Genomic DNA, 20162 nt, shown 5'->3' on the forward strand with positions numbered 1-20162 from the left:
ACTATTAACCGAACTCACGCAGGCGCAGGGCCAGTTTCTGGAAGAAATTCGCCTGGCGGACGTCGCGGTCCTCTTTCCCGGTGATCACCACCGTTGCGGTGGTTCCCGCCGGCCAAATATTGCCCTGCTGCTTATCGAGACGAATACGCACCGGCACGCGCTGCGCCAGGCGCACCCACTCAAGGTTCGAGTCCACGGAGGCCATGCCTTTTGCATCGCTGCTGCTGCTGGCGTTCGTCACCCCGGCGGCAATACTGTCAACCGTCCCTTTGATCGTGCGGCTGCTGCCCAGCGGGGTGATCTCCGCCCGGAAGCCCGGACGTACGCCTTCCAGCTTGGTCTCTTCGAGATAGGCTATTACGTAGAAGGTATTCTGCTTCACCAGCGCCACCGCCGTAGAGCCGCGGGTAATAAATTCCCCGCCGTAGACGTTGAGGTTGGTCACCCAGCCGTCGGCCGGCGCGCGAATAACCGTCCGCTGAAGGTCGAGCTTTGCCAGATCGCGGCTGGCCACCGATTTCGCCAGCTGGTGTTCCACCGTCTGCAGGACGTTATTGGCCTGGTCTATCTCCTCCCGGGACATTGCCTGAACGCCGAGCCGGTTACGACGGCCGGCTTCAACGCGCTTTTCCTGCGCCAGAGTTTGGTAATAGGAGACGTCGGCCTCGGCCTCTGCCAGCGCCTTCTCGTAACGCGGTTGGTCAATCACGAATAATACCTGGCCTTGCTTAACCAGCTGGTTATCCTTGATATTAACCTGCGAAATCAGCCCCGAGACGTCGGGTGCAATGGCCACGATGTCGGCGCTAAAGCGCGCATCGCGGGTCCACGGCGATGCGGTGTAGTAGACCCACGCGCGAAAAATTGCGACAAATGCCAGGATAACCAGTATCACAGTGATTGCGGTACGGAAGATATTTCTTGTTAGTGTTTTCACATCAACCTCAAACGAACAAACGCGATATCAGATAAAAAAGGCAGCAATATAACGCGGTATTAAACAGTGCAGGGTGCCAGACGAAGTCATAGATGCCGGTGGGAACCAGCAGTCGGTGCACCAGCCAGAAAATGGCCAGCGATATTAACAGCTCAAAGAAGATCGGCGGAAACGACAAGCCGAAAATCACGATGACAGGAAACAGACTCATGATGACCTTGATAAGAAGCGTGCAGGTGGTAAGCGTGAAGCATTTATTATGTAGCTAACAATATAGTAACGTAACAATTGCAGCATGATCTATATTATGTGATCTAAATCACTTTTAAGTCAGAGTGAACAATGGAACGACTAAAACGCATGTCCGTTTTTGCCAAAGTGGTTGAACTGGGTTCATTTACCGCCGCGGCCCGCCAGCTCCAGATGAGCGTTTCTTCAATCAGCCAAACCGTATCCAGGCTGGAAGATGAGCTGCAGGTAAAGCTGCTTAACCGCAGCACCCGCAGCCTTGCCTTAACCGAAGCCGGAAAGATTTATTATCAGGGCTGCCGCCGAATGCTGCATGAAGTCCAGGACGTCCATGAGCAGCTTTACGCGTTTAACAACACGCCAATCGGCACCCTGCGCGTCGGCTGCTCTTCAACTATGGCACAGAATGTCCTTGCCCACATTACCGCAGGCATGCTCAAAGAGTACCCCGGGCTGTCGGTCAATCTGGTCACCGGGATCCCGGCACCGGACCTGATCGCCGACGGCCTGGACGTGGTTATTCGCGTCGGCGCGCTGCAGGATTCCAGCCTCTTTTCGCGTCGTCTGGGGTCGATGCCGATGCTGCTCTGCGCGGCAAAGAGCTACCTGCAGCAGGCGGGAACTCCGGAAAAGCCGGCGGATCTCGCCAGCCACTCCTGGCTTGAATACAGCGTGCGTCCGGATAACGAATTCGAAATCATCGCGCCGGAAGGGATCTCGACGAAGCTGATCCCGCAGGGGCGCTTCGTCACCAACGATCCGATGACCCTGGTGCGCTGGCTGACCGCCGGCGTCGGCGTCGCTTACGTTCCGCTGATGTGGGCGATCGAAGAGATCAACCGCGGGGAGCTCGAGATCCTGCTGCCAAGCTATCAGTCGGATCCCCGCCCGGTGTACGCGCTGTATACAGAAAAGGACAAGCTGCCGCTGAAGGTCCAGGTGTGCATTAACTACCTGACCGAATATTTTGTCGAGGTGGCGAAAATTTATCAGGGGATGCACGGCCGCGGGCTCGACCACTAGCCGCTGGCGATAACGCGCGGCGGGATAAGTACAGGAAGGGTTACGCCTTCGACCAATGCGAAGGCGTCTTGAGAAGAATCAGGCTGTGCCGCCGACGGTGAGCTTATCGACCTTCAGCGTCGGCTGGCCGACGCCAACCGGCACGCTCTGGCCCTCTTTACCGCAAACGCCAACGCCGCTATCAAGCTTCAGATCGTTCCCCACCATGGAAATCTGCTGCATGGCTTCGATCCCGGAGCCGATAAGCGTCGCCCCTTTCACCGCCTTAGTCACCTTACCTTTTTCAATCAGATAGGCTTCAGAGGTGGAGAAGACAAACTTGCCGGAGGTGATATCCACCTGACCGCCGCCGAAGTTTGGCGCAAAGATACCGTAATCAACCGATTCGATAATCTCCTGCGGCGTCGATTTACCCGCCAGCATGTAGGTGTTGGTCATACGCGGCATCGGCAGATGCGCGTAGGATTCGCGACGGCCGTTGCCGGTAGGCGCGACGCCCATCAGGCGGGCGTTGAGCTTGTCCTGCATATAGCCTTTGAGGATACCGTTCTCGATCAACACGTTATATTGACCCGGCGTGCCCTCGTCATCGACAGCCAGCGAACCACGGCGATCGGCAATGGTGCCGTCATCGACCACGGTACAGAGTTCTGACGCCACCAGCTCGCCCATATGGCCGCTGAACACCGACGTCCCGCGACGGTTAAAGTCGCCTTCCAGGCCGTGGCCTACCGCTTCATGCAGCAGTACTCCAGGCCAGCCCGCGCCTAATACCACCGGCAGCATGCCGGCCGGGGCCGCCACCGCGGAGAGATTAACCAGCGCCATGCGCACGGCCTCTCTTGCCCAGGCGTCAGCACGAACTTCGCCCTCTTCGCTGGCGAGAAAATAGTCGTAGCCGAAACGTCCGCCGCCGCCGCTGGAGCCGCGCTCGCGTTTGCCATCATCTTCCACCAGCACGCTGACGGAAAGGCGGACCAGCGGTCGGACGTCCGCCGCCAGCGTACCGTCGGTCGCCGCAACCAGAATCAGTTCATACACGCCGCTGAGGCTGGCAGAAACCTCCTGCACGCGCTTATCGGCGGCCCGCGCCGTTTTGTCTACGCGACGCAGAATGTCCAGCTTCTCTTCACGGCTCATGCTTTGCAGCGGATCGATGCTGGCATACAGCGGGCTATATTCCACCGCGCCAAGAGTGCGAACCTTACCGTCGCCGCTGTCGCGCACGATGGTACGCGCCGCCTGCGCGCTTTGCTCCAGCGCCAGCAGGCTGATCTGGTCAGCATAGGCGAAGCCGGTCTTTTCGCCGCTTACCGCGCGAACGCCGACGCCCTGGTCGATATTATACGAACCATCTTTGATGATGCTGTCTTCCAGAACCCAGGATTCGTGATAGCTCGACTGAAAATAGAGATCGCCGTAATCAAGACGGCGCTCGGCCAGCTGGCCAAGAATGGCAAAAAGGTCCTGATGGCTCAGGCCGTTTGCCGACAGTAATTGTTCACTTACCAGGTTCAGACTCATCGTTTGCTACTCGTTTGTTGCCGCCCGTCAGGCGGAAATTGGTACCCATAATCGTTCAGGTTGCAGAAAGACGACAGCTGACCAACCCCGGCAGCTTAGCTCCGGGGTGAACAGGCGTAGCCAACGCATCTGCTGTTTGAAATATAACGGGTATAGAACGCTATATATTGAGAGTGCGATAATTCCCCGCAATCGTCAAATCATTGCTTTTTGTCGCTGCGCGCCTGGCGCAGCACTTCATTGATTTGCGGCTGATCGATTGGACCGGTGATGCGATAGCGCAAAATAGACACCTTATTCCACAGCGGCCCCAGCACCTTGCTGGCGGCAAACACTGCGGCGCCAACGATCGGGTTAATCACGAACGCCGTTGCCACGCCGACGGTCGCCGAGATCTCCGGCGCCACCACCGCCTGCAGGTCCAGCTGGCGGCGCACGAGGTCCACCGAGCCCGTCATCGCGATATCCGCCTCAAGGCCGTCAACCAGCGTATCATCGGTATTGAGCACGCCATCTTTAATCCATGCCGTGCTGCGAATCGAATCAAACCAGAACCCTTCGCTGAAGGTATCGCTGAAGTCGAAACGCAGCTTGCGCAGCAGCGCATCCACGCTCAGCAGACGCAGGAGCTGGCCGGCGTGGCCGGTGCTCAGGTCGGTAAACTCGCCCTTGCCAAGACGACTTTTCAGCACCCCGTTGAGCGAAGCCACGTCCGGCTTCCACGGCGGCGCGCGCCAGTGCAGATCGTAGTCGATGTCAAACGACGAGCCTTTCACCGGCGTTGAGACGCCGAAGAAGCCGAAGAAAGCGTCGGTTTTACTGCCGTGAAGCTTACCTTTCAAGGAGGTGCGTACGCCGCTTGCCGCATTGACCCACACGCCATCGGAGGTCAGACGGCCGAAACCGGTGTCCACCAGCCCGTTGGCGAGAGTTAGCGTATCGCCGCTAATCGCGAAGTCACCGTCGATACGCCCGTATTTTTGCCCCCACAGCCAGCACTCCGCGCAGCGCAGCTGGAGATCCGGCCAGCCGCGGAAATCGATTCGGCTATCGGCAAAAGGATTGCTGCCGCCCGGCGCCGCATCGCTCTTCTGCGCGGCGGTCGGGTTGTAATAGAGGTAGCGAATGGCCGCCAGCCACGGGGCGTTTTGGCGCATGGTCAGGGAAGCGTTAATTTCCCGGCCCTGCGCTTCAACCTTCGAACCACCGGCCTCCGGACGGGAGACAAGGCTGACGTTATTCCAGCTTTGCCCGGCAAAGGTCAGCGACGGCGTCCGCAGGGTCACCCGCTCGGGGAAGATGATATTGCTGCTGACTTCATTGGCCGCACCGCCCTGGAACAGGGCCAGCCACTGCGCACCGTCCATCGGCGGCATGTTGAGCTCTACGCCAGCCTGCTCCGGGAGCTGAGAAACGGCCTTGCTGTCGGAGGTTAAAATCGCCCGATCCAGCGTCAGCTTGCGGTTCAGCAGCCAGCGGCTGTTGATATGGTTTTTCGCGCCGATGGAGCCGGTCAAATCAAAGCTGCTGAGCCCGCCTGCGACGTTAATTTTCACCGGCAGCGCTTCGCCGGCCGGCTTGTCTACGGGTGCAGGTAAGCGACTGCTCACATTTTTCAGGTCGCCGTTAATATCGACCTTATAGCTTGCGCTGCCGCGATACGGCAGCTCAATCGCCACCTTACCGTCCCACGGCACGCTGCCGCTTACCGCCTCATCGATAGCTTTCGGCAGCAGGCCGGTCCGCGAAGGCTGCCAGCTGGCGTTCATGCCCACATCGACCAGGAAGGCTTTCTGCCCCTCGGTGGTGGAGAAATTAAGATTCAGCGGCTGATTAAACCAGCTGGCGCTCATGTCTTCGCTTTGCAGATTGCCGTTAACAAAGCTGAATTTACCGCTCAGGTTGTTCAGCGTCGCGTCGATAGGCTTGATAAACAGGCTGTTATTGTTGAGGTTCACGTCGCCTTTGGCGGTCGTCAGCTCACCGTCCAGCGGAATGTCGAGATGTAAGCGAGCGCTCACACCACCATCCAGCTGCAGCTCGTCCAGCGCGGCGCCCAGCGTCTCTTTGAGCGGCGTCTCTTTGAAGTAAGGGCCCACCTCTTTGCCCGCACCGTTGATATCGGCGTCGATCAGCAGCTTTTCCCGCGAATAGTCAGGGATCGCCGCATCAAGGTTGCTGGCGGTCACCTTGCCCAGCATGACCTTATCGGCCTTCATCCACAGCCCGTTGTTGATAAAGTCGAGGTTGATGTCCAGACCGGTCAGCGCCGGCCAGTCCGGCTGGAAAGCGAAGGTGGCGTTGGTCAGCGGTACGGAAACCTCGAACTGGCCTTCGTTGTGCAGATAGGGGAACAGGTGCGGGTTGCCGCCGTAAACCAGCGTCGCATCGGTGGACTGGCCGCCTTGAATCGCGCCGCTGAGGTAATCCACCAGCTCTTTGCCCATCAGGTTTTCCGGGAAATAGCGCCACGCCTGGCCGCCGTCATTGGTGCTGATCCCTGCCAGAATGCCCAGCCAGGGTTCATCGCCCTGCGGCTGTAAATAGCGGAAGCCGCCCCGGGCGCGCACGCCTGTCGCCTGTACGTCAATATTGCGCCCGTCGAGCATAAAGCCCTTTTCATTCTTTACCCAGCTAAGGGTCGCGTCGCCCTGCGCGATTTCCAGCGGCGCGCGAAATACCGTTTCATAGGGCATTTTCGCCTGCGTCATGCTGGCGTGCAGGGAGCCGTTCTCTACGCTTCCGGCGACGCTGCCGGAGAAGTGCTCCGCGCCGGGCAGCAGCTTCCACTGCTTCCACGAAAAATCGCTCCAGCTGGCCTGGAAGCGCGATTTTTCCGCCGCCTGCAGCGGGATATCCAGCGCCAGAAGATTGATTTTGCCGTTTGGCCGGGTGGTGCGCCAGATTTCGCCGAGCGCGGGCGCCAGCTTATCGGCAAAAGGCTGCAGCCCGGTCAGGCCGTTCAGCTCGAGGTTGCTGGCGCGGATGCGCAGCTCGTCGCTGCGCGAATGGCCGTCCCCACCAACGTCCTGTGCCGGGATCCACGCCATCGCCAGCGCGCCGCGAGGCCACGCCTTGCCGTCAATAGAGATCCGCGTATCGGGGATACGGAAGCCCCAGCTCTGCTTATCGCGGGAGATGTGCGCCGTCAGGTTGTCCACCGCCAGCCGATGGGGCTGATTATCGCCCTGCCAGCTGGCGCCGCCTTTTTTCAACCATACGTCGCCGCTGGCGATATCGCCTTTGTCGATAGTCATCCAGCCTTCAAGGCTAAAACGCGCGCTCTGCAGGGCGATATTGTCCTGCATCCAGCGGCCCAGCCACGGCTTAACGTCAATATCATCCGCCTGCAGCCAGACGCGGCCCTTGTTCAGCAGACCGTTTTCATCGCGCAGATCCATCCGCACCTTCATCACCCCGTGCTGGCCGTTGAGGCTGGAAAGGCTCAGCTCGCCTTCCGCGCGATGGCGATTTTTACCGTTCAGCCAGGTGAGCTGCGGAACGGCCAGCTCGGCGCGCTGGCCGGAGAGGGTCACGAAGCTCAGGTGGCTGTCGCGGAGAATAAAGTGATCGAACTGACGCAGGAACAGATCGCCGATGTGGTCGGTTTTCAGGCTCTCGCCGCCGTCGTTGGTCTGGATCGGGGTGTTGGTGTGGATTTTGAGCTGCCAGAAGGTGAGATCGCGAAACTGCCAGCGCATGTGGAGCAGGCTTTGCCAGACGTCCAGCGCGAGGGTGACGCGTTTAACCGACAGCTCGCCGCCGTCTTTGAGGCCGGCTTTCACATCGCGGACGTCCAGCGTGGGGCCAAAATTCTCCCAGCTGGCGCTCAGCCGGGAAGCCTCGACCGGAGAGCCGGAGATCGCGGAGATTTTCTCCAGCAGCTGGGGGCGCCATGCGTCCAGCTGCGGCAGCACGAGACGCAGACCGCTCACCAGCAGTGCGATGACAACAATCAGTGTTGCCACGGTGAGCAGTAATATCCCGGGCAGTCGCCTCACGCATCTCTCCTTGTCAAACTATTACACCTCATCCTTCATCCGCCCCTCAGCGCTGCGTTCACGGGTTCCGCCCGGCCGGCGCATCACCGCGGTCGACAGGCCGAACGAGGGCAAACCAGATGATTACATCATTACCACATCAAACTGCTCTTGATTATAGAGCGGTTCAATTTGCACTTTGACCTGTTTACCGACAAAGATTTCGACTTCCGCCAGCGCGTGGGACTCTTCCCCTTTCAGGGTTTCCGCGACGGCAGGAGAAGCATAGACCAGGAAACGGTCGGAGTCGTAGGCATGATGTACGCGGACGATCTCGCGCATGATTTCATAACACACCGTTTCAACCGATTTTACCGTGCCGCGACCGTGGCAGGTCGGGCAGTCCTTACACAGCACGTGCTCCACGCTTTCGCGGGTGCGCTTACGGGTCATCTCCACCAGCCCAAGCTGGGAGAAGCCGTTGATGCTGGTTTTGACCCGATCCTTATTCAGCGCCTGCTCCAGCGAATGCAGCACCCGGCGGCGGTGATCTTCATTATTCATATCAATGAAATCAATGATAATAATCCCGCCGAGGTTGCGCAGCCGCAGCTGGCGGGCAATCGCCTGGGTCGCCTCAATGTTGGTATTGAAGATGGTATCGTCAAGATTGCGGTGGCCGACGAAGGCCCCGGTGTTGATGTCGACGGTGGTCATCGCTTCGGTCTGATCGATAACCAGATAGCCGCCGGACTTCAGCTCCACTTTACGCTCCAGCGCGCGCTGAATTTCGTTCTCCACGTCAAAGAGATCGAAGATCGGCTGGCGGCCGCTGTAGTGCTCAAGCTTGCTGGTCATCTCCGGCATATATTCGGCGGTGAACTCCAGCAGCGATTCGTAGGTCAGGCGGGAGTCGACGCGAATGCGGTCAAGATGGGCGTCGGCAAAATCGCGCAGCACGCGCTGTGCCAGCGCCAGCTCGCCGTACATCTGATAGCGGGTCTGCTGGCGCTTCTTACGCTCCATGACCTTCGTCCAGACGCGCTTGAGGTAGGCAGCATCGGCGGCCATTTCCTGCTCGTGTACGCCCTCCGCCGCCGTACGGATGATAAATCCGCCCTGCTCATCGCAGTAGTCGGCGACAACCTTCTTCAGCCGCTCGCGCTCCGCTTCGCTCTCAATACGCTGGGAAACCCCAACGTGCGAGGCTCCCGGCATAAACACCAGATAGCGGGAAGGAATGGTGATATCGGTGGTCAGGCGGGCGCCCTTGGTGCCGAGGGGATCTTTCACCACCTGCACCATCAGGTCCTGGCCCTGGCGGACCAGCTCGGAGATATCGCGCACGGTGAACTGCTTTTGCTCTTCCCCGGCGACGCACTCGGTGTGCGGCATGATGTCTGAAGCGTGCAGAAACGCGGCCTTATCCAGGCCAATATCTACAAAAGCCGCCTGCATCCCCGGCAGCACTCGACTAACACGACCTTTGTAGATATTGCCTACGATCCCGCGCCGCGCTTCGCGCTCAATGTGAATTTCCTGCAGAATACCGCCATCGATATACGCGACGCGCGTTTCCGATGGCGTTACGTTCACTAATAATTCAGCCGTCATCTTTATCCCTTTTCTTCACGCAGTGAGTTAAAGTTACTCAGCAACTCATACGTTTCTACCAGCGGTAAGCCGACTACGGCGTGATAGCTGCCATTAATCTTCCTGACAAAACAGCCACCCAGCCCTTGAATACCGTATGCACCTGCTTTATCTAAAGGTTCGCCGCTGGCGACGTAGCCGGCGATATCCTTCTCGCTCAGCAGGCGGAAGGTCACCTCCGTTACCACCAGACAGTCCAGCGCCTGCTGCTTATCCGCCAGGGCAACCGCGGTCATCACCTGATGCGTTTTCCCGGAAAGCATGCGCAGCATCTCTGCGGCATGCGCGGCATCGCGCGGCTTTTCCAGCACCTCGCCGTTAAGGATGACAATGGTATCCGCCCCCAGCACCGGCAGATCGCGCGATGCCAGCGCAACGCCGGCCTGCGCTTTTTCACGCGCCAGGCGAGTGACGTAATGCTGAGCGCTCTCCTGCGGCTGGCGTCGTTCCTCAATACCGGGAACCACGCGCTCGAAGGAGAGCCCCATCTGAGTCAACAGCTCCTGTCGACGTGGAGAACCTGAAGCAAGATACAGAGTTGTCATATCAACCTTATTGCACCGCAAATTGCTGACGCACTTTACGCATCAGCAGGAATAGCCATGGCCAGAGCACGCCGTTTACTACACTACTCCAGAACACTTCCGGACGGAAAGAGACGTTGATCACTAAAAACTCTGCCCAGAAAACAACGATGTCCACCGCAAGTGAGAGCATCATCACCACCAGCGCCTGCTGCCAGAGCGCCAGATTGCGGAACAGCTGATATTTCAGAGCGACCAGATAAGCGATGATGCTTAACGATAGCGCGCGAACGCCCAGCGTCGAGCCGCTGATGAGATCGAGAACGGCACCCATCACGAAGCCGGTGCCGACGTTCACCCGATGCGGTAACGCGAGGATCCAGTACAGCAGGATAAGCAGTACCCAGTTTGGCCGGAAGACGCTGATGTCAGCCGGCCAGGGCATGATCTGTAGCAAGAGTGCAATAAGAAACGAGAGCCAGATAACCCAGCGTCCCTGGCTACGGTAGCTTGCCACTATTGCCCCCCTGCAGGCAGAGGTTTCGCGGGTGGCGTCAGGCCGGTTGCGGGAGCCGGCATTTGTGGCCCGACGGAATCCGGCGCGGGCAGAACCTGCGGCATCATCTGCATCAGACGTTCATTTGCGACGCGATGAACCTCTTCCGGGGTCATCGGGTTGGAGCCGTTACGATCGGCCCCCCACAGCAGCAGCAGATAGCGCAAACGCTGCAGGCCCGCGGTCGGGCGAGCCTGAATAACGGTATACGCGCGCTGGGTATCCAGCTTGACCGAAGAGACCACGCCCACCGGATACCCTTCCGGGAAACGGCCGCCAAGACCTGAAGTCACCAGCACGTCGCCGACGCGAATATCGGTATTCGCCGGCAGATGCTCCAGCTGCAGATCGTCAGTGCAGCCATTACCGGCGGCAATGACGCGGATATCGTTGCGCAGTACCTGAATCGGCAGCGCATGGGTGGCGTCGCAGATAAGCAGCACGCGGCTGGTCATCTTCGCGACGGCAACAACCTGACCGACAACGCCCTTATCGCTGATAACCGGCTGGCCTTCGTAAACGCCGCTGACGCTGCCTTTATCGATAACCACCTGATCGCTGTAGGGATCGTTAACCGTTGAGATGACCTGAGTCACCATTTTTTGCTCATCCTGCCGCAGCGGGGAGCCCAGCAGTTCACGCAGACGCGCGTTCTCCTGCTTGTACTGGCCCAGCATCAGCAGGTCGCTGTTTTTCAGCAGCAGTTCCTGACGCAGCGCGCGGTTTTCCAGTTCGAGCTGATCGCGGGTGGCCAGCGTTTGCGATACGCTATCCAGCAATTCCCGAGGACCGTTAGAAATAAAGTAGAAAGGACTGACGGCTGTATCCATGTACGTTCGAATCTGGCTGAACGTACCCAGGCGGCTGTCGGCGATAATCACGCCAAGCGCCACCAGAACCGCCAGAATAAGGCGAATCTGTAGCGACGGGCCACGGCTAAAAATTGGCTTCATAGGCTATGCGTATTCTCGTGTCAGTTAAGACCAGGGGCAACCCTTGAGCCACCCCAGACCTTCGGCTGACTACTCTTCGCTAAACAAGTCGCCGCCGTGCATATCGATCATTTCCAGCGCTTTACCGCCGCCACGCGCGACGCAAGTCAGTGGATCTTCTGCAACTACGACAGGAATACCTGTCTCTTCCATCAGCAGGCGGTCGAGGTTACGCAGCAGCGCGCCGCCGCCGGTCAGGACCATACCGCGCTCGGAGATATCAGAAGCCAGCTCTGGCGGGCACTGCTCGAGAGCAACCATCACCGCGCTAACGATGCCGGTCAGCGGCTCCTGCAGCGCTTCGAGAATTTCGTTCGAGTTCAGGGTGAAGCCGCGTGGAACGCCTTCAGCCAGGTTACGACCGCGCACTTCGATTTCACGCACTTCATCGCCCGGATAAGCGGAGCCGATTTCATGCTTGATACGTTCTGCCGTCGCTTCACCGATCAGGGAGCCGTAGTTACGACGCACGTAATTAATCACGGCTTCATCGAAACGGTCACCGCCGATACGCACGGAAGAGGAGTAAACCACGCCGTTCAGGGAGATAACCGCCACTTCCGTGGTACCGCCGCCGATATCCACAACCATCGAACCGGTTGCTTCAGAAACCGGCAGGCCAGCACCGATCGCAGCCGCCATCGGCTCTTCGATCAGGAAGACTTCACGGGCGCCAGCGCCCTGAGCGGATTCACGGATGGCACGACGTTCAACCTGGGTTGCACCAACCGGTACACACACCAGAACGCGCGGGCTCGGACGCATGAAGCTGTTGCTATGCACCTGTTTGATGAAGTGTTGCAGCATTTTTTCGGTAACAAAGAAGTCGGCGATAACGCCGTCTTTCATCGGGCGAATCGCCGCGATGTTGCCCGGTGTACGCCCGAGCATCTGCTTCGCTTCATGACCGACAGCGGCGACGCTTTTCGGCGATCCGGCACGATCCTGACGAATGGCCACAACGGAAGGCTCATTCAATACGATGCCTTGTCCTTTTACATAGATAAGGGTATTCGCGGTACCCAGGTCAATGGACAGGTCATTGGAAAACATGCCACGAAATTTTTTTAACATACTAAGGGATAATCCTGAAAGCTGGGGCGGAAAACAAAATCCGCTTACTTTACCAACCACACGCAGCAGCGACAAGGCGCAAAAATCATCTGCTACGGTGAAAATTAGTGCAGTTCATTTCCTTCGTTACAAATTTTCCGGCTCCGTTCAGTGCTGAAAACTTCAGCAGCGCTCCACGCTTCAATTTGCAACCTGTCAAAGGTCATTTACTGGCATTTACATTGCGATAATCCGGCAGGTAGACAAGCACACCCCCTTCACTATGGCGCGCGTTATTCTACGTGAAATCACGCTAAACGGCAGATCAAACCGAGTATCTTTGCGAATATTTTTTCACATTTGTGTCAAGTGGCTGTGAGGCGGCAAAAAATTCCCCCTGGCCACCGGTAACACCGCATTGAGACAGGACCTGCCACTCGCTACGACTGCGTACTCCGGTTGCAAAAACCCGGACCGGCATACCCTTGCAGGCCTCCACCAGGCTCTGAACCAGCAGTTGGTTCTCACTGCGTTTTTCAATATTACGCGACAGTCCCTGGTGTAGCTTGATGACTTCAACGTCCAACTGCTTGATCCAGCTGGTTCCAACCAGCGTTAATCCGGCCTGAACCACGGCGACTCGAATACCTAAAGCGTTAATCAGCCGCATAACCGGCTGCAGGCGGCCGATATATTGACAAACATCTGCCTCTGCAAGTTCAAAAATAATGCGCTGACGTTGCGATTTTTCACACTGCATCAAAGTATCGCGCAGCCAGCGCTGGAATCGAGGACGGATCAGCGACTCTACCGTCACCTGTAAAGCGAGGTTTTCGTCCGGCCAGAAGCCTAAAAATGGCAGCAGCCGCGTGATCTGCAGGCGGTCATACTCTTCCGCCAGACCAAACTGCTGCACCATCGGCATATATTCCGCCGCAATCACCTCTTCCGTACCGTCATAGAGGCGGGACATCAGCTCACGGTGATGGACGCGACCGTCGCGATTCACCGCGGGCTTCTGATAGAGCCGCGGTCCGCCGCGGCTTAGCATCTGTTCAATCAGGGTACGCCAGCGCACGTTGCCGCGTCCTTTCTCCGGCAGCGAATCGTCATAAACCGCCCAGCTATTGCTCCCCTGCAGAACCGCGTTGCGCGTTGCCGCTTCCGCGCGCTCCATCACCTGAGCCGTGGTCTGTCCACTGCGGAAGGCGCAAATACCGATATGCATCATGTCATCGCGGTCAAGAATGCGCGTGGGCGGCAGCGCGTCCATCGCCTTCAGCAGCAGCCCGGCGATGCTGTCCGCCTCCTTCAGGGTGCGGTGCGGCAGCAGGACGGCAAAATCGCTGCGGTGATAACGCGCCAGCAGCGCGCCGGGATAGCGCATAATAAAAGTAGAAAGCAGGTTGATGAGCGTGAAGTAATGCTCCTCCGCTGCGGCGCGCCCCCAGTTATCGCGCAGCAAATCGAACTCCGGCAGGCGGATCATCATCACAATGCCGTACGAGCCGACCTTTTCCTGATCTTCCAGCAGCGTGGCGAGCTGGTTATCGAAGAACAGGCGGTTATTGAGGCCGGTTTTGGTGTCCTGAGCGGCATAGGAGCGAATAAGCGTATCCATACGGCTTCGCTGATCGCTGGCAAACTGCAGCTCGGACAGCAGCATATCCAGCGCGCTGCTGGTGCTCACCGGCCACTCGTGCACCGAGCCGCGCACCTGAGGCCCGCGCTCGCCGTGAAGGATCCTCGTCGCCCGCAGCTCCAGCAGCTCCTGCCCGGACAGCTGACGACGGATCCAGCGAACGGAAAAAAAGACCATCAGCACCATAAAGCCAATGGCGATGGAAAGCGGTGCGGTCATATGCAGCGAGCGGAAGTAGTTAACCATCGGGTCCATATAGACCAGATGCAGGGTCATGCCAGGGTGCTTTAGCGACGGGACCGTGACCTCCCGAAACTGGTTATTACTCCCCAGCGGGCGGTAGCTGTCGCTACGCGAGTGGCTGTACACCGATTTGCCGTGAAGGAGAAAATCAACCTGCACAACGTCGACCGGCGTCATCAGCTCATCCATCTGCGGTTCAAGCCGGGCAAAGGATGAAGAGATCAGGCGGTTATCCAGCACCGTCGCTACGGCCTGGACGCGATTCTCCACTTTTTGCTGAATACCGTTATAAAAACTCAGCGACGCGCCCATAAGCGTGACAAAGATAGTCAGGCTGGTAAGCAGCGTGACAAATGCTGAGAATTTCGTCGTTAATCGCATCCCTGTGTTAACTCCGCGTGTGAATGACTGCCCGATGAATATTCGGACTCCGGTACTGGCGCTTTCCCCAAAGTAAGCACTAACTTTTTAAAGTGCGAGGCATACTATCAAAGCTGACGTATCTGGCAATTTATTGCGCTGTATCGGCGTAATAATGCCGATAGCGAGTATAGTCTGCAGAAAAATTTTTCCAATCTTTGTACCAATAAGGACCCGCATATGCAGGCTTTAATATTAGAACAGCAGGATGGCAAAACAATCTCTTCGGTGCAAACCATCGACGCCAGCCGGCTACCGCAGGGCGATGTGACCGTCGATATTCAGTGGTCCAGCCTCAACTATAAAGACGCGCTGGCGATCACCGGCAGCGGAAAAATCATCCGCAACTTTCCGATGATTCCTGGCATCGATTTTGCCGGTATCGTCCATACCAGCGAAGATCCGCGTTTCCATGCAGGCCAGCAGGTGCTTCTCACCGGATGGGGTGTTGGCGAAAATCACTGGGGCGGCCTGGCCGAGCAGGCGCGCGTGAAGGGCGACTGGCTGGTTGCGATGCCTGAAGGATTGGACGGCCGTAAAGCGATGGCCATCGGTACCGCCGGCTTCACCGCCATGCTGTGCGTGATGGCGCTGGAAGATGCCGGCATTCGTCCCCAGGACGGCGAGGTTGTCGTCACCGGCGCCAGCGGCGGCGTCGGTAGCACCGCGGTCGCCCTGCTGCATCGCCTGGGTTACCAGGTAGTCGCCGTTTCTGGTCGCGAAAGCACCCATGATTATCTGAAAGCGCTGGGTGCGCAGCGGATCGTTGGGCGCGAGGAGTTTGCCGAAACCCGTCCGCTGGAGAAACAGCTGTGGGCCGGTGCGGTCGATACCGTCGGCGATAAGGTGCTGGCGAAGGTGCTGGCACAGATGAACTACGGCGGCTGCGTAGCCGCCTGCGGCCTGGCCGGCGGCTTTGCTCTGCCGACGACGGTGATGCCGTTTATTTTGCGTAACGTCCGCCTGCAGGGCGTTGATTCGGTAATGACTCCACCCGCGCGCCGGGCTCAAGCCTGGCAGCGGCTGGTTGGCGATCTGCCTGAGTCGTTCTACGCGCAAAGCGCCACGGAAATTACGCTCGCCGAAGCGCCGGCCTTTGCCGATAAGATTATGGCTAACCAAATCCAGGGCCGGACGCTGGTGAAAATCGCCTAATATGCAATTTTTCGTGACATATTCGCGATAACTCTCCGCCTCCGTCATGCTTAGGAAAAAGCATGCCGGAGGATGTCATGAAACACAAAAAGCTAACGGAAGCCGACGTCACGGCAGAATCCGTTTTTATGCTGCAGCGTCGCCAGGTTTTGAAAACGCTGGGGATTACCGCAACGGCACTTTCCCTTTCCCCCACGGCAAAAGCCGATCTTCTCGACTGGTTCAAAGGCCACGACCGCCCTCCCGCGCCGGCCGGCAAAGCGCTGACTTTCGACAAACCCGCCGAATGGCAAAACGCGCTGCCGCTCACGCCGGAGGATAAGGTATCCGGCTACAACAACTTCTATGAGTTCGGTCTGGATAAAGCCGATCCCGCGGCCAACGCCGGCAGCCTGCGCACCGATCCGTGGACGCTGACCATCGGCGGAGAGGTCGCTAAACCGCTGACGCTCGATCATCACGATCTGACCACCCGCTTTCCGCTCGAAGAGCGTATTTACCGGATGCGCTGCGTCGAAGCCTGGTCGATGGTGGTGCCGTGGGTTGGCTTCCCGCTGCATAAGCTGCTGGCGCTGGTTGAGCCCACCAGCAGCGCCCGCTACGTGGCGTTTAAAACCATCTATGCCCCCGACCAGATGCCGGGGCAGAAGGATCGCTTCATCGGCGGCGGCCTGGCCTATCCTTATGTCGAAGGCCTGCGCCTGGATGAGGCGATGCATCCCCTGACCCTGCTGAGCGTGGGCGTCTACGGCAAGGCGCTGCCGCCGCAAAACGGCGCGCCGATACGGCTGACGGTGCCGTGGAAATATGGTTTTAAAGGGATTAAATCGATTGTCAGTATCGAACTCACCCGCGACCGGCCGCCGACCACCTGGAATCTGGCGGGACCGGATGAATACGGCTTTTACGCCAACGTCAATCCACACGTCGATCATCCCCGCTGGTCGCAGGCAACGGAACGCTTTATCGGTTCCGGAGGCGTGCTGGACGTCAAGCGCCAGCCGACGCTGCTGTTCAACGGCTATGCTGACGAAGTGGCTTCGCTCTACCGGGGCCTGAATTTGCGGGAGAACTACTAGTGCGCCTGAACGTAAAACAGATTACCTGGCTTAAGGTTATGCTCCATCTGGCCGGGTTTCTTCCCTTTCTCTGGCTATTCTGGGCCGCGCAGCAGGGGTATTTCAGCGCCGACCCGGCAAAAGATATTCAACACTTTACCGGTAGGATGGCTCTTAAATTTCTGCTGGCAACCTTGCTTGTATCGCCGCTGGCGCGCTACGCTAAACAACCGCTGTTGATTCGTACCAGGCGCCTGCTGGGACTGTGGTGCTTTGCCTGGGCGACGCTGCACCTGACCAGCTACACGCTGCTGGAACTCGGGATTAACAATCTGGCGCTGCTGGGTTCTGAGCTGGTGAGCCGGCCCTATCTGACGCTGGGGTTTATCAGCTGGCTTACCCTGCTGGCGCTGGCGGTCACCTCGACGCAGGCGCTGCAGCGAAAATTAGGCCGTCGCTGGCAAACGTTGCATAACTTCGTCTATCTGGTGGCGATCCTTGCGCCCATCCACTATCTATGGTCCGTGAAGATATTATCCCCACAGCCGTTGATATATGCCGGGCTGGCGGTTGTGCTTTTGGCGTGGCGTTACAAGAAGTTCCGTCAGTGGTGGCGCTAATCCCCGAATATGTGCAGTTTCCCGCAGATCTTTTATCAACCGCGACTCATTTAACGATAGCGGTTGATAATCTTCCCTGATAAGACCAGTATTTAGCTGCCAAATGCTACGAAATCGTTATAATGTGCGACTTTGGTTTTCCTGGAGGGGTTTTTACGCCCTGAAAAGGTGACAAGCGCGTTTCGAAGGTATATTTTGTTTTTTACCCGAGAATGGCAGGAGATAGCCGCACAATGGCTGACAAGTTTCGCATTTTGCTTTTGAATGGACCCAACCTTAACATGCTTGGTACACGCGAGCCTGAGAAGTACGGCACCCTCAAGCTTTCTGAGATTGTTAACCGTCTGGAATCAGAAGCTGCGGCTCTGAACGTGGCGCTGGATCACCTGCAATCAAACGCGGAATACGCGTTAATCGACCGAATTCATCAGGCTAAAGACGCTGTCGACTATATCCTGATTAATCCGGCCGCGTTTACGCACACCAGCGTGGCAATCCGCGACGCGCTACTTGCGGTGAGTATCCCGTTTATCGAGATCCACCTGAGCAACGTGCATGCCCGCGAACCATTCCGTCATCACTCTTATCTGTCGGATATCGCCGCAGGCGTTATCTGTGGATTGGGGGCGGACGGTTATTCATACGCTTTACAGACGGCGGTAAAACGCCTGTCACAATCACACTAAACAAAGAGTACGGAACCCACTCATGGATATTCGTAAGATTAAAAAACTGATCGAGCTGGTCGAAGAGTCTGGCATCAACGAACTGGAAATTTCTGAAGGTGAAGAGTCTGTGCGCATCAGCCGCTCAGCTCCGAACACCGGTTATCCAGTGATGCAGCAGGCTTATGCCGCTCCGATGATGCAGGCACAGGCACCTGTTGCCGCAGCACCGGCAGCCGCGCAGGCAGAAGCCCCGGCGAAAGCGGAAATCAGTGGTCACATCGTACGTTCCCCGATGGTCGGTACTTTCTACCGCACCCCGAGCCCGGACGCTAAAGCGTTTGTGGAAATCGGCCAGAAAGTCAACGTGGGCGACACTCTGTGCATCGTCGAAGCAATGAAAATGATGAACCAGATCGAAGCCGACAAAGCCGGCGTGGTGAAAGCCATTCTGATCGAAAGCGGCCAACCGGTAGAATTTGACGAGCCGCTGGTAGTCATCGAGTAACGAGGCGAACATGCTGGATAAAATTGTTATCGCCAACCGTGGCGAGATTGCACTGCGTATCCTGCGTGCCTGTAAAGAACTGGGCATCAAGACCGTTGCTGTGCACTCCACTGCGGATCGCGATTTAAAACACGTATTGTTAGCGGATGAGACGGTCTGTATTGGCCCGGCTCCGTCCATTAAGAGCTACCTGAATATTCCGGCGATCATCAGCGCGGCTGAAATCACCGGCGCGGTGGCGATTCACCCGGGCTATGGCTTCCTCTCGGAAAACGCCAACTTTGCTGAGCAGGTTGAACGTTCCGGCTTTATCTTTATCGGCCCGAAGGCTGACACTATTCGTCTGATGGGCGACAAAGTGTCGGCGATTACCGCCATGAAGAAAGCCGGCGTACCGACCGTTCCTGGCTCCGATGGCCCGCTGGGCGACGACATGGACGCTAACCGCGCCCATGCGAAACGCATCGGCTACCCGGTAATCATCAAAGCCTCCGGCGGCGGCGGCGGTCGCGGCATGCGCGTCGTGCGCAGCGATGCCGAGCTGGCGCAGTCCATCTCCATGACCAAAGCTGAAGCGAAAGCCGCTTTCAGCAACGACATGGTGTATATGGAGAAATACCTGGAAAATCCTCGTCATATCGAGATCCAGGTCCTGGCTGACGGCCAGGGCAACGCTATCTATCTGGCCGAGCGCGACTGCTCCATGCAGCGTCGTCACCAGAAAGTGGTCGAAGAAGCGCCGGCGCCGGGTATTACTCCGGAACTGCGTCGCTACATCGGCGAGCGCTGCTCCAAGGCCTGCGTTGATATCGGCTATCGCGGGGCGGGTACCTTTGAGTTCCTGTTCGAAAACGGCGAGTTCTATTTCATTGAAATGAACACCCGTATTCAGGTTGAACACCCGGTAACAGAAATGATCACCGGCGTTGACCTGATTAAAGAGCAGCTGCGGATTGCCGCAGGCCAGCCGCTGTCCATCAAGCAAGAAGAAGTTCAGGTTCGTGGCCATGCGGTTGAATGCCGTATTAACGCCGAAGACCCGAATACCTTCCTGCCGAGCCCGGGTAAAATTACCCGCTTCCACGCGCCGGGCGGTTTTGGCGTTCGCTGGGAGTCTCATATCTACGCCGGCTACACCGTGCCGCCGTACTATGACTCAATGATCGGCAAGCTTATCTGCTACGGCGAAAACCGTGATGTGGCCATTTCACGCATGAAAAATGCGCTGCAGGAGCTGATCATCGACGGCATCAAAACTAACGTCGATCTGCAGATTCGCATCATGAACGACGAGCACTTCCAGCATGGTGGAACCAATATCCACTATCTGGAGAAAAAGCTCGGAATGCAGGAAAAATAA

The 20162-nt window shown here is 57.7% G+C and carries 17 protein-coding genes; 7 read left to right on the forward strand and 10 right to left on the reverse strand.

All coding sequences use genetic code 11. From position 1 onward, the window contains the following. Window positions 1-4 precede the first annotated feature (4 nt). Both aaeA and aaeX read right to left on the reverse strand, forming a co-directional pair. Window positions 5-937, reverse strand: coding sequence for a p-hydroxybenzoic acid efflux pump subunit AaeA (gene aaeA, locus PFH44_RS01045; RefSeq protein ID WP_045856523.1), 933 nt, complete (start codon window positions 935-937; stop codon window positions 5-7). Between the two features lie 7 nt (window positions 938-944). Next, on the reverse strand, window positions 945-1148 hold the full coding sequence (aaeX, locus tag PFH44_RS01050; RefSeq protein WP_004868260.1) for a p-hydroxybenzoic acid efflux pump operon protein AaeX: 204 nt from the start codon (window positions 1146-1148) through the stop codon (window positions 945-947). A 131-nt stretch (window positions 1149-1279) separates the two neighbouring features. On the opposite strand from aaeX, the gene aaeR reads away from it, so the two are divergent. Beyond that, window positions 1280-2209 carry an HTH-type transcriptional activator AaeR gene (gene aaeR / locus PFH44_RS01055; protein ID WP_045856520.1) on the forward strand — a complete coding sequence of 310 codons (930 nt, stop codon included), beginning with the start codon at window positions 1280-1282 and terminating at the stop codon, window positions 2207-2209. 78 nt (window positions 2210-2287) lie between these two features. On the opposite strand, the gene tldD is transcribed toward aaeR, so the two are convergent. The 8 genes from tldD to csrD form a co-directional block, all read right to left on the reverse strand. Next, window positions 2288-3733, reverse strand: a complete 1446-nt coding sequence (gene tldD, locus PFH44_RS01060; protein WP_045856518.1) for a metalloprotease TldD — start codon at window positions 3731-3733, stop codon at window positions 2288-2290. A gap of 200 nt (window positions 3734-3933) precedes the next feature. Continuing rightward, entirely contained in the window at window positions 3934-7734 is a 3801-nt protein-coding gene (gene yhdP / locus PFH44_RS01065; RefSeq protein WP_283824092.1) for an AsmA2 domain-containing protein YhdP, read from the reverse strand. A 123-nt stretch (window positions 7735-7857) separates the two neighbouring features. Further along, window positions 7858-9327, reverse strand: a complete 1470-nt coding sequence (gene rng, locus PFH44_RS01070) for a ribonuclease G (RefSeq protein WP_041147457.1) — start codon at window positions 9325-9327, stop codon at window positions 7858-7860. A 2-nt stretch (window positions 9328-9329) separates the two neighbouring features. Next, on the reverse strand, window positions 9330-9911 hold the full coding sequence (locus PFH44_RS01075; protein ID WP_283824093.1) for a Maf family protein: 582 nt from the start codon (window positions 9909-9911) through the stop codon (window positions 9330-9332). A gap of 7 nt (window positions 9912-9918) precedes the next feature. Further along, window positions 9919-10407 carry a rod shape-determining protein MreD gene (gene mreD, locus PFH44_RS01080; protein WP_041147459.1) on the reverse strand — a complete coding sequence of 163 codons (489 nt, stop codon included), beginning with the start codon at window positions 10405-10407 and terminating at the stop codon, window positions 9919-9921. Next, window positions 10407-11399 carry a rod shape-determining protein MreC gene (gene mreC / locus PFH44_RS01085; RefSeq protein WP_041147460.1) on the reverse strand — a complete coding sequence of 331 codons (993 nt, stop codon included), beginning with the start codon at window positions 11397-11399 and terminating at the stop codon, window positions 10407-10409. Before mreC ends, mreD begins: the two co-directional genes overlap by 1 nt. A gap of 69 nt (window positions 11400-11468) precedes the next feature. Continuing rightward, window positions 11469-12512, reverse strand: coding sequence for a rod shape-determining protein MreB (mreB, locus tag PFH44_RS01090; RefSeq protein WP_002918653.1), 1044 nt, complete (start codon window positions 12510-12512; stop codon window positions 11469-11471). Window positions 12513-12816: 304 nt separating this feature from the next. Beyond that, window positions 12817-14757 carry an RNase E specificity factor CsrD gene (gene csrD / locus PFH44_RS01095; RefSeq protein ID WP_283824094.1) on the reverse strand — a complete coding sequence of 647 codons (1941 nt, stop codon included), beginning with the start codon at window positions 14755-14757 and terminating at the stop codon, window positions 12817-12819. 219 nt (window positions 14758-14976) lie between these two features. Here csrD and acuI point away from each other — a divergent pair, with 219 nt between their 5' ends. From acuI to accC, 6 genes are all read left to right on the forward strand, one after another. Beyond that, window positions 14977-15951: an acrylyl-CoA reductase (NADPH) gene (gene acuI, locus PFH44_RS01100; RefSeq protein WP_045856507.1), complete on the forward strand. Its 975-nt coding sequence runs from the start codon at window positions 14977-14979 to the stop codon at window positions 15949-15951. 77 nt (window positions 15952-16028) lie between these two features. Then, on the forward strand, window positions 16029-17030 hold the full coding sequence (gene msrP / locus PFH44_RS01105) for a protein-methionine-sulfoxide reductase catalytic subunit MsrP (RefSeq protein WP_283824095.1): 1002 nt from the start codon (window positions 16029-16031) through the stop codon (window positions 17028-17030). Beyond that, window positions 17030-17629 (forward strand): protein-methionine-sulfoxide reductase heme-binding subunit MsrQ, encoded by a 600-nt coding sequence (gene msrQ / locus PFH44_RS01110; protein ID WP_045856504.1) that lies wholly within the window; start codon window positions 17030-17032, stop codon window positions 17627-17629. Before msrP ends, msrQ begins: the two co-directional genes overlap by 1 nt. A gap of 233 nt (window positions 17630-17862) precedes the next feature. Beyond that, a complete protein-coding gene (gene aroQ, locus PFH44_RS01115) occupies window positions 17863-18315 on the forward strand; it encodes a type II 3-dehydroquinate dehydratase (RefSeq protein ID WP_041147465.1) in 453 nt (150 codons plus the stop codon). Between the two features lie 22 nt (window positions 18316-18337). Beyond that, on the forward strand, window positions 18338-18802 hold the full coding sequence (gene accB, locus PFH44_RS01120; protein ID WP_041147466.1) for an acetyl-CoA carboxylase biotin carboxyl carrier protein: 465 nt from the start codon (window positions 18338-18340) through the stop codon (window positions 18800-18802). A 10-nt stretch (window positions 18803-18812) separates the two neighbouring features. Next, a complete protein-coding gene (gene accC, locus PFH44_RS01125) occupies window positions 18813-20162 on the forward strand; it encodes an acetyl-CoA carboxylase biotin carboxylase subunit (protein WP_041147467.1) in 1350 nt (449 codons plus the stop codon).

The organism is Klebsiella sp. Ech2A (assembly GCF_030078455.1).
Taxonomy (GTDB): Bacteria; Pseudomonadota; Gammaproteobacteria; order Enterobacterales; family Enterobacteriaceae; genus Klebsiella; species Klebsiella terrigena.